Source organism: Pseudodesulfovibrio sp., assembly GCF_028692895.1.
In the GTDB taxonomy this organism is placed as follows: Bacteria; Desulfobacterota; Desulfovibrionia; order Desulfovibrionales; family Desulfovibrionaceae; genus Pseudodesulfovibrio.
The window spans coordinates 21,240-28,443 of the sequence record NZ_JAQUWN010000045.1; the positions used below are offsets into that span (position 1 = coordinate 21,240).

Genomic DNA, 7,204 nt, shown 5'->3' on the forward strand with positions numbered 1-7,204 from the left:
CGGCAGCCATGAAGAGACACCTCCGCACCGCCCTGGCCTTTTTCGGCATCCTGCTCCTGCTCGCAATCGGGCTGCGCCACTTCGCGCTCCGCTGGTACCCGCTCACGGGCCCGGCGCTGCTGGCTGCTAACGGGCAGGCGCGAATCCTGGTGGTGGGCAGCTCCCATGGGGAGGAGCTCTCCGCCTGCCTTTTCCCGGAGCCGACGTTCAACGTCTCCAGCGCCGGGGCGGACATGTTCGAGATGTGCTACAAGATCCGGTACGTGACGAAGCGACTGCCCTCCATCGCCAACGTCGTCATCGTCCTGTCCCCGTTTTCCTACTTTCTCGACCATGCCGCCTATTACCGCGCGAACTTCCACGGCCTGGCGGGGATCAGGACGACGCTGTACGCCCAATATCCCGGCTGGGAGCTCATTTCCTCGGACCTCGACAACTTCATCGTCGGCAAGCTGTATCCCCTCGTCACCCCCGACAATTGGGCCGAATGCCTCTACAGCGACGACGAGGCGCCGCCGGAACGCACCGTCGGCCTGGACGATCATGCCCGCGAGCGCACGGAGGAAATGTTCGGCGACATGTTCAAGCGCATGGAGACCGCCTACGACGGCGTGATCGCCGACGACAGCGCGGCGCTGCTGGAGCGGACCATCCGCGAGCTGCGGGCCCGTGACATCCGGGTGGCGCTGCTGACGCCGCCGTATTGGCATCGCTACGTGGAGCTGCTCGATCCGGCGCACACCCGGATCGCGCAGCGGCTGACCCGGGAAATCAGCCGGCGGACCGGAGCGCCCTACCTGGATTACGCCCTTGATTCCCGCTTCAGCTTCACGCCCGCGATGTTCCGGGACAGCGACCATCTTTCCGAAGCGGGCGTGGCCCGTTTCGTGCCCCTGTTCATGCAGGACTGGAACGCCGGGCGCACGACGCGCTCCGAAGGGGGAAACTGACCATGCCGCCCCATGCCTCCCTCGCCGCCCGCACCAGCTTCTGCCTGGACGACATCCGGCTCCTGACCTGGGTGCGGTCGATGCCGCTGTCGGCCCAGGACTGGTTTTTCCGCTTCTGCCGGTTTTCACCCGGCATCCTGGACCGCGTGGCCGGGAGCGGCCGCCCGCTGGAGCTGCGGGCGGAGGAGTTCAGCGCGGCGGTCTCGATCTTCCGCTTCGGCAAGATATTCAAGCTCACCTGCGGCGACCGCACCCATGTCGGCGACGCGCTCGTGGCCGAGCTGGCCTCGGCCATGGACAGGCCCCGCCTGCTCGAAGTGGGCGTGTCGGACGGGCATTCGGCGGCGGGCCTGCTTGAGCGGCGCGACCTGTTCGGCGAGGTCATCCTCTCCGACCGCTACAATTGCTTTTATACGGCGCGGCAGGGATTGCGCCGCTGGTTCTTCGACGCGGACGGCCGGGCCATGGGCTACAAGCTGGGCTGCCTGTTCGTGGAGCCCGGCGACGCCGCGCCGCCGCCCGAGCGGGGGCGCACCGTCATCGAGACCGCGAACCCTCTGCTGCGAGAGCGCCACGGCGTCCACGCCATCCGCCGGTTCGACATGTTCGCCGACGTCCTCGACCGGCCGGTGCAGCTCATCAAGTGCGCCAACCTGCTCAACGTGGAATATTTCCCGCCCGACGAACTGCGCCGGGCCGTGGACAACCTCATGGCCAGCCTCTCTCCCGGCGGGCATCTGGTTGTCTCGCAGAACAATGACCGCTATAGCGGGGGGGAAGCCGCCTTCGTGCTCGCCAAGGCCCCTGACGGGCCGCGGGTGACCCGAAGATGCGGCGATCACGACGCCGTCCGTTTTTTCCGGGACGGCAATGCCTAGCGGCCCGGTCCGCCGCAGGCGGAAACGACGGCAGCCCGTCATCAGGACGACAACATGTGCGGCATAACCGGCTTTCTCTCCCCTTCGGGCGCTACCGGGGACCGGCTGCGCGCCACGGCGCAGGCCATGGCCGACAGCCTGGCCCATCGCGGCCCGGACGGCGACGGCATCTGGACGGACGCGGCGGCGGGCGTGGCCCTGGGCCACCGCCGGCTGGCCATCCTGGAGCTTTCGCCCCTGGGGGCCCAGCCCATGGCCTCGGCCGACGGCCGCTTCGTCATCGTCTTCAACGGCGAGGTCTACAACCATCAGACCCTGCGGCCCGAGCTGGAGGCGGCCGGGTACGCCTTCCGGGGCACCTCGGACACCGAGACCATGCTCGCGGCCATCGGCCGCTGGGGCCTGGTCCCGGCCCTTGAACGGTTCGTGGGCATGTTCGCCTTCGCCCTCTGGGACCGGGAGACGCGCGAGCTGCACCTGGTCCGCGACCGGATGGGCATCAAGCCCCTGTACTACGGCCGGGCGGGCCGGGATTTCGTCTTCGGCTCCGAGCTCAAGGCCCTGCGCGCCCACCCGGACTTCGCGGCCGAGGTGGACCGCGACGCCCTGTGCCTTTATTTTCGCCACAACTACGTCCCGGCCCCGCATTCCATCTGCCGGGGCGTCAGGAAGCTGGAGCCGGGGTGCCTGCTGACCCTCAGGCCCGGCGAGTCCGAACCGGCGGTCACGCGCTGGTGGTCGGCCCGCGATGTCTGGGAGCGGGGCGACGCCCGCCCCTTCGCCGGGACCGAGGACGAGGCCCTTGACGAGCTGGAGCGGCTGCTCGGCGACGCGGTGGCCAAGCGGATGCTCTCGGACGTGCCCCTGGGCGCGTTCCTGTCCGGCGGCATCGACTCCTCCACCGTGGTGGCCCTGATGCAGGCCGCCTCGTCCCGGCCGGTCAAGACCTTCTCCATCGGCTTCGGCGAGCGCGCCTTTGACGAGGCCCCCTATGCACGGGCCGTGGCCGAACACCTGGGCACGGACCACACCGAGCTGATCCTGTCGCCGAAGGACCTCCTGGAGGTGGTGCCGAGCATCCCCGAATACTGGGACGAGCCCTTTTCCGACTCCTCGCAGATCCCGACCTACTGCGTCAGCCGCCTGGCCCGGCGGTCGGTCACGGTCTCCCTGTCCGGCGACGGCGGGGACGAGCTTTTTGCGGGATACGGCCGCTACTTCTGGGCCCGGAAGTGGCGTTTCGTCGAGCCCGTGCCCCTGCCCCTGCGCCGCCTGGCGGCCCTGGCGGGCAAGGCGCTGCCCGAGGCGGCCTGGCGCGTCCTGGGCCCCAAGGGGACCCGGCTGCGCTGGCGGCTCGACGGGCTCTGCTCGGGCGATTTTCAGCATTTTTACCGCTATCTGCTCTCCCACTTCAAGGACCCGGCCGCCCTGGTCCTTGGCGGGCGCGAGCCCGAGACCGCGCTCTCCCGGCCGGGACCGGCGCTCTCGGACCGCTTCCGGCTGATGACCCTGCTGGACGTGGAGACCTATCTGCCCGACGACATCCTGACCAAGGTGGACCGGGCCAGCATGGCCGTGAGCCTGGAGGCGCGGGTGCCCATCCTGGACCACCGCGTGGCGGCCTTCGCCGCCGCGCTGCCCACGTCCATGAAGGTTCGCGACGGCAGGGGCAAATGGCTGCTGCGCCGCCTGCTGCGCCGCTACGTGCCGGACGCGCTGGTGGAGCGGCCCAAGATGGGGTTCGGCGTGCCCATCGAGCGCTGGCTCGGGCACGAGCTGCGCGACTGGTGCGAGTCCCTGCTGGACGAAGGCCGGATGCGCGAACAGGGCTACCTGGACGCCGGGGCCGTGCGCCGCATCTGGCGTGACTATCTCGCGGGGCAGGGCAACTGGTACTATTATCTCTGGGACGTCCTGATGTTCCAGGCCTGGCTGGACAGGTGGGCGGCATGAGGGTCTGCCTGCTCGCGCCGTCGCTGGAGGCCGGAGGGGCGGAGCGGCAACTGACCCTGCTGGCCAACGGGCTCGCCCGGCGCGGGCACGGGGTGGACGTGGCGCTTTTCCGGAGGCTCGGGCCGCTGCTGGGCGAGCTCGGCCCGGGGGTGCGTCTGCACGACCTGGGCAAGGGCGGCCGGGGCGACGTCCGTTTCCTGTGGCGGCTGTGGCGCTTCCTGCGGCGCGGACGGCACGATTGCCTCTACACCTTCCTGGGCGTTCCCAACATCGCGGGCGCGTTGCTCCGCCCGTTCATCCGGCCGACGCGGCTGGTCTGGTCCGTGCGCGCCTCGAACATGGATATGCGGCAATACTCACGGGCGGCTCGTGCGGCCCGCTTCGTGGAGGAGCGGCTCGCGGCCGCGCCGGACCTGATCGTGGCCAACGCCGAGGCAGGGAAGCGTTGCGCGGTGGAGCACGGGTTCCCGGCGGGCCGGATGGCCGTGGTCCCCAACGGCATCGATACGGACGTCTTCTTCCCGGACCGCGGCGCGGGGGATGTCTGGCCCGACCCGGCGCGAAGGGGCGACGGCCCGCTCGTCGGCGTGGTGGGGCGCATTGACCCGATGAAGGGACACGAGGTTTTTTTGCGGGCGGCGGCGATGCTCGCCGAGGCGCTGCCGGCCATCCGCTTCGTCTGCGTGGGCGGCGGCGACGCCTCGCTGCTGGAGCGGCTGCGCCGCCGGGCCGACGACCTGGGCCTCGGGGAGCGGCTGGCCTGGGCCGGGCGGCGGGACGACATGCCCGCCGTCTACAACGCGCTAGACCTCTGCTGCCTGCCCTCCCTGTTCGGCGAGGGGTTCCCCAACGTGCTGGGGGAGGCCATGGCCTGCGGCGTGCCCTGCGTGGCCACGGACGTGGGCGACGCGGCCGCGCTGATCGGCGGGACCGGGGCGGTGGCGCCGCCGGGCGATCCCGAGGCGCTTTGCGCCGCCGTCCTGGAGACCCTCGCCCGCGCCCGCGACGGCGGCCTGGCCGACCCGCGCGCCCGCATCATGGCCGAGTATTCCCTGGAGGCCATGGTCGGACGGACCGAGGCGCTCCTTGCCGGGACCGCGCGCGGCAGGTAGCCGGTACCGGGTCGGGACGCCCCTAGGCGTCGCAGAGCAGCTTTTTTGCGATGTCCAGGTCGTACAGCGCCAGCGGATTGCGGCCCGTGCCGCGTTCCTTGTACATTTCCGCCGCCTGGCGGATGGCCTCGTAGGGCACCCACTGGTGCTTTTCCCAGACGATGGGCTCCATGGGATTGTAGAGCCGGAACTCGATGGCCCCGCCGTTGTCGCGCACGTACATGCGCACCTCGGGGTGCTGCAGGGAAGGGGTGTAATAGACTCCGCGCTCGTCCTTCATCATCGCTCTCCGGGGGCGAAGTCGAAACGGATGGACTCGCCCATGTCGTATATCTTGATGTTCATGGTCTGGAGCAGGGCCGAAAGCGGCCTGCCGAACAGGAAATCGCCCATGGCCGGGTCCATGCCGCCCTTGTCCGTGGTAAGCTTCCGCAACTCGCGGTCGTAGCGGACCATTTCGCGCAGGGCGCGGCCCGCCTCGGCGTCGCCGTCGCGCGCGAGCCTGGCCGCGGCCTCGACGTCGGCCGGGGCGCAGCGGGCGTCGTGCTCGTCCAGCAGGGCGAGCAGGGGATGGCCCTCCGGCAGGAGGTCCCGCCGGGTCAGGCGGCCCTTGTCGTACATGGCGGCCAGGGGGGCGATGTCGCGGCAGAAGAGCACGTCGCACTCCACCGGGCGGCTGCCGTAAATGGCGCAGTCGTGCCCCTCGTGGTTGTAGAAGACGCAGGTCCAGGTGTTGTCCCGGCCCCGAATCTTGAGCATCTCGGCGTCAAGGACGACGATGCCTCCCCTGGGCTGGTCGTAGACCCGCTCGCCGGGACGCAGGGTGACGATGTCGGCAAGTGGTATGGTGCCGTCCTCGATGAGGGGGCGGTCCTGCACATGCAGGGCCGGTCCGCCCTGTATGCAGCATGTTCCGCAGCGGGTGCACCGGGGCTCGTTGCTGTTTCGTTCTTGCAAGTTTGTGTTGCTCCTCACCCCCAATTGGGGTATCGATTAAAGCGATTTTCGGCCTGCCGCCACGGACCGATACTCCGCCCGGGCTGCAAAGGCAACCCCGGGTTGACGGCAGAGCCAACGACACAAGGCGGATCATTGTCCCCAGATGCAGGATTGGCAATGCTTGTTGGGCAATTACCGGTTGACATAAAACCGGAGTGTCCAGTACATTGACTCCCCTGCATACCTTGTGAAAAGTGGCGCTATTTCCCGCAGGCGGGGCGCGCCGCTGCAACGGAAGCAAAGGTGTCCGGGGCTCCGGATGACACAGGAATCTGCTGCTGACCCGGATTTTTTACGGTTGATGGCAACATCTTAATCAAACAATGGAGGTTAAGGGAATGGCGAAACACAAAACTCCTATGTTGGATCAGCTGGAAAGCGGCCCGTGGCCCAGCTTCGTATCCGACATCAAACAGGAGGCCGCAAGCCGAGCCAAGAACGAAAAAGGTCTTGACTATCAGGTGGCGGTCGACTGCCCCGAGGACCTGCTCGGCGTTCTGGAAATGTCCTATGAAGACGGCGAGACCCACTGGAAGCACGGCGGCATCGTCGGCGTTTTCGGTTACGGCGGCGGCGTCATCGGCCGGTACTGTGACCAGCCCGAGAAGTTCCCCGGCGTGGCCCACTTTCACACCATCCGCGTCGCCCAGCCCAACGGCAAGTGGTACAGCACCAAGCTGCTCCGCTCCCTGATGGACATCTGGGACCTCCGCGGCTCCGGTCTGACCAACATGCACGGCGCCACCGGCGACATCGTCTTCCTGGGCACCACCACCCCGCAGCTCGAAGAGATCTTCTGGGAACTGACCCACGATCTGGAAATCGACCTCGGCGGTTCCGGCTCCAACCTGCGTACCCCCGCTACCTGCATGGGCATGTCCCGCTGCGAGTACGCCTGCTACGACACCCAGGAGCTGTGCTACAACCTGACCCAGGAATACCAGGACGAACTGCACCGTCCGGCGTTCCCCTACAAGTTCAAGTTCAAATTCGACGGTTGCCCCAACGGCTGCGTGGCCGCCATCGCCCGTTCCGACCTCTCCTTCATCGGCACCTGGAAGGATCCCATCAAGATCGACCAGGAGAAGGTTGCCGCCTACGTCGGTGGCGAGATCGCTCCCAACGCCGGCGCCCATGCTGGCCGCGACTGGGGCAAGTTCGACATCCAGAAGGAAGTCGTCGACCTGTGTCCGTCCAAGTGCCTGAGCTACGAGGGCGGCAAGCTGATCATGGACCACAAGGAATGCGTCCGTTGCATGCACTGCATCAACACCATGCCGCAGGCCCTGAAGATCGGTGACGAGCGCGGCTG

Annotated in this window: 7 protein-coding genes; 5 read left to right on the forward strand and 2 right to left on the reverse strand. The window is 68.2% G+C overall.

What is annotated here, in order from left to right; genetic code table 11:
- Positions 1–8 precede the first annotated feature (8 nt).
- Genes PHP91_RS11690 through PHP91_RS11705 form a run of 4 tightly spaced genes read left to right on the forward strand, consistent with a single transcriptional unit; the run spans position 9 to position 4,893 of the window.
- The gene (locus tag PHP91_RS11690) at positions 9–950 is read left to right on the forward strand and encodes a hypothetical protein (RefSeq protein WP_300140735.1); all 942 of its coding nucleotides are present in this window, start codon (positions 9–11) and stop codon (positions 948–950) included.
- Positions 951–952: 2 nt separating this feature from the next.
- Entirely contained in the window at positions 953–1,828 is an 876-nt protein-coding gene (locus PHP91_RS11695; RefSeq protein WP_300140737.1) for a hypothetical protein, read from the forward strand.
- A gap of 54 nt (positions 1,829–1,882) precedes the next feature.
- Positions 1,883–3,781, forward strand: coding sequence for an asparagine synthase (glutamine-hydrolyzing) (gene asnB, locus PHP91_RS11700; protein WP_300140739.1), 1,899 nt, complete (start codon positions 1,883–1,885; stop codon positions 3,779–3,781).
- Positions 3,778–4,893 (forward strand): glycosyltransferase, encoded by a 1,116-nt coding sequence (locus tag PHP91_RS11705; RefSeq protein WP_300140742.1) that lies wholly within the window; start codon positions 3,778–3,780, stop codon positions 4,891–4,893. The genes asnB and PHP91_RS11705 overlap by 4 nt, the downstream gene beginning before the upstream one ends.
- A 22-nt stretch (positions 4,894–4,915) precedes the next feature.
- Here the strand turns inward: PHP91_RS11705 and PHP91_RS11710 are convergent, their stop codons facing one another.
- Together PHP91_RS11710 and PHP91_RS11715 are read right to left on the reverse strand one after the other, a co-directional pair.
- On the reverse strand, positions 4,916–5,173 hold the full coding sequence (locus PHP91_RS11710; protein ID WP_300140744.1) for a hypothetical protein: 258 nt from the start codon (positions 5,171–5,173) through the stop codon (positions 4,916–4,918).
- The gene (locus PHP91_RS11715; RefSeq protein WP_300140746.1) at positions 5,173–5,850 is read right to left on the reverse strand and encodes a YkgJ family cysteine cluster protein; all 678 of its coding nucleotides are present in this window, start codon (positions 5,848–5,850) and stop codon (positions 5,173–5,175) included. The genes PHP91_RS11710 and PHP91_RS11715 overlap by 1 nt, the downstream gene beginning before the upstream one ends.
- A 380-nt stretch (positions 5,851–6,230) precedes the next feature.
- Between PHP91_RS11715 and dsrA the strand changes: the two genes are divergently transcribed.
- On the forward strand, positions 6,231–7,204 hold a 974-nt coding region (gene dsrA, locus PHP91_RS11720), incomplete at its 3' end, for a dissimilatory-type sulfite reductase subunit alpha (RefSeq protein ID WP_300140748.1).

What these genes read in the sequence shown, in the direction of transcription:
- PHP91_RS11710 (WP_300140744.1), bottom strand. Translation starts at nt 5,173, where the DNA reads ATGAAGGACGAGCGCGGAGTCTATTACACCCCTTCCCTGCAGCACCCC.
- PHP91_RS11690 (WP_300140735.1), top strand. Translation starts at nt 9, where the DNA reads ATGAAGAGACACCTCCGCACCGCCCTGGCCTTTTTCGGCATCCTGCTC.
- PHP91_RS11695 (WP_300140737.1), top strand. Translation starts at nt 953, where the DNA reads ATGCCGCCCCATGCCTCCCTCGCCGCCCGCACCAGCTTCTGCCTGGAC.
- PHP91_RS11705 (WP_300140742.1), top strand. Translation starts at nt 3,778, where the DNA reads ATGAGGGTCTGCCTGCTCGCGCCGTCGCTGGAGGCCGGAGGGGCGGAG.
- asnB (WP_300140739.1), top strand. Translation starts at nt 1,883, where the DNA reads ATGTGCGGCATAACCGGCTTTCTCTCCCCTTCGGGCGCTACCGGGGAC.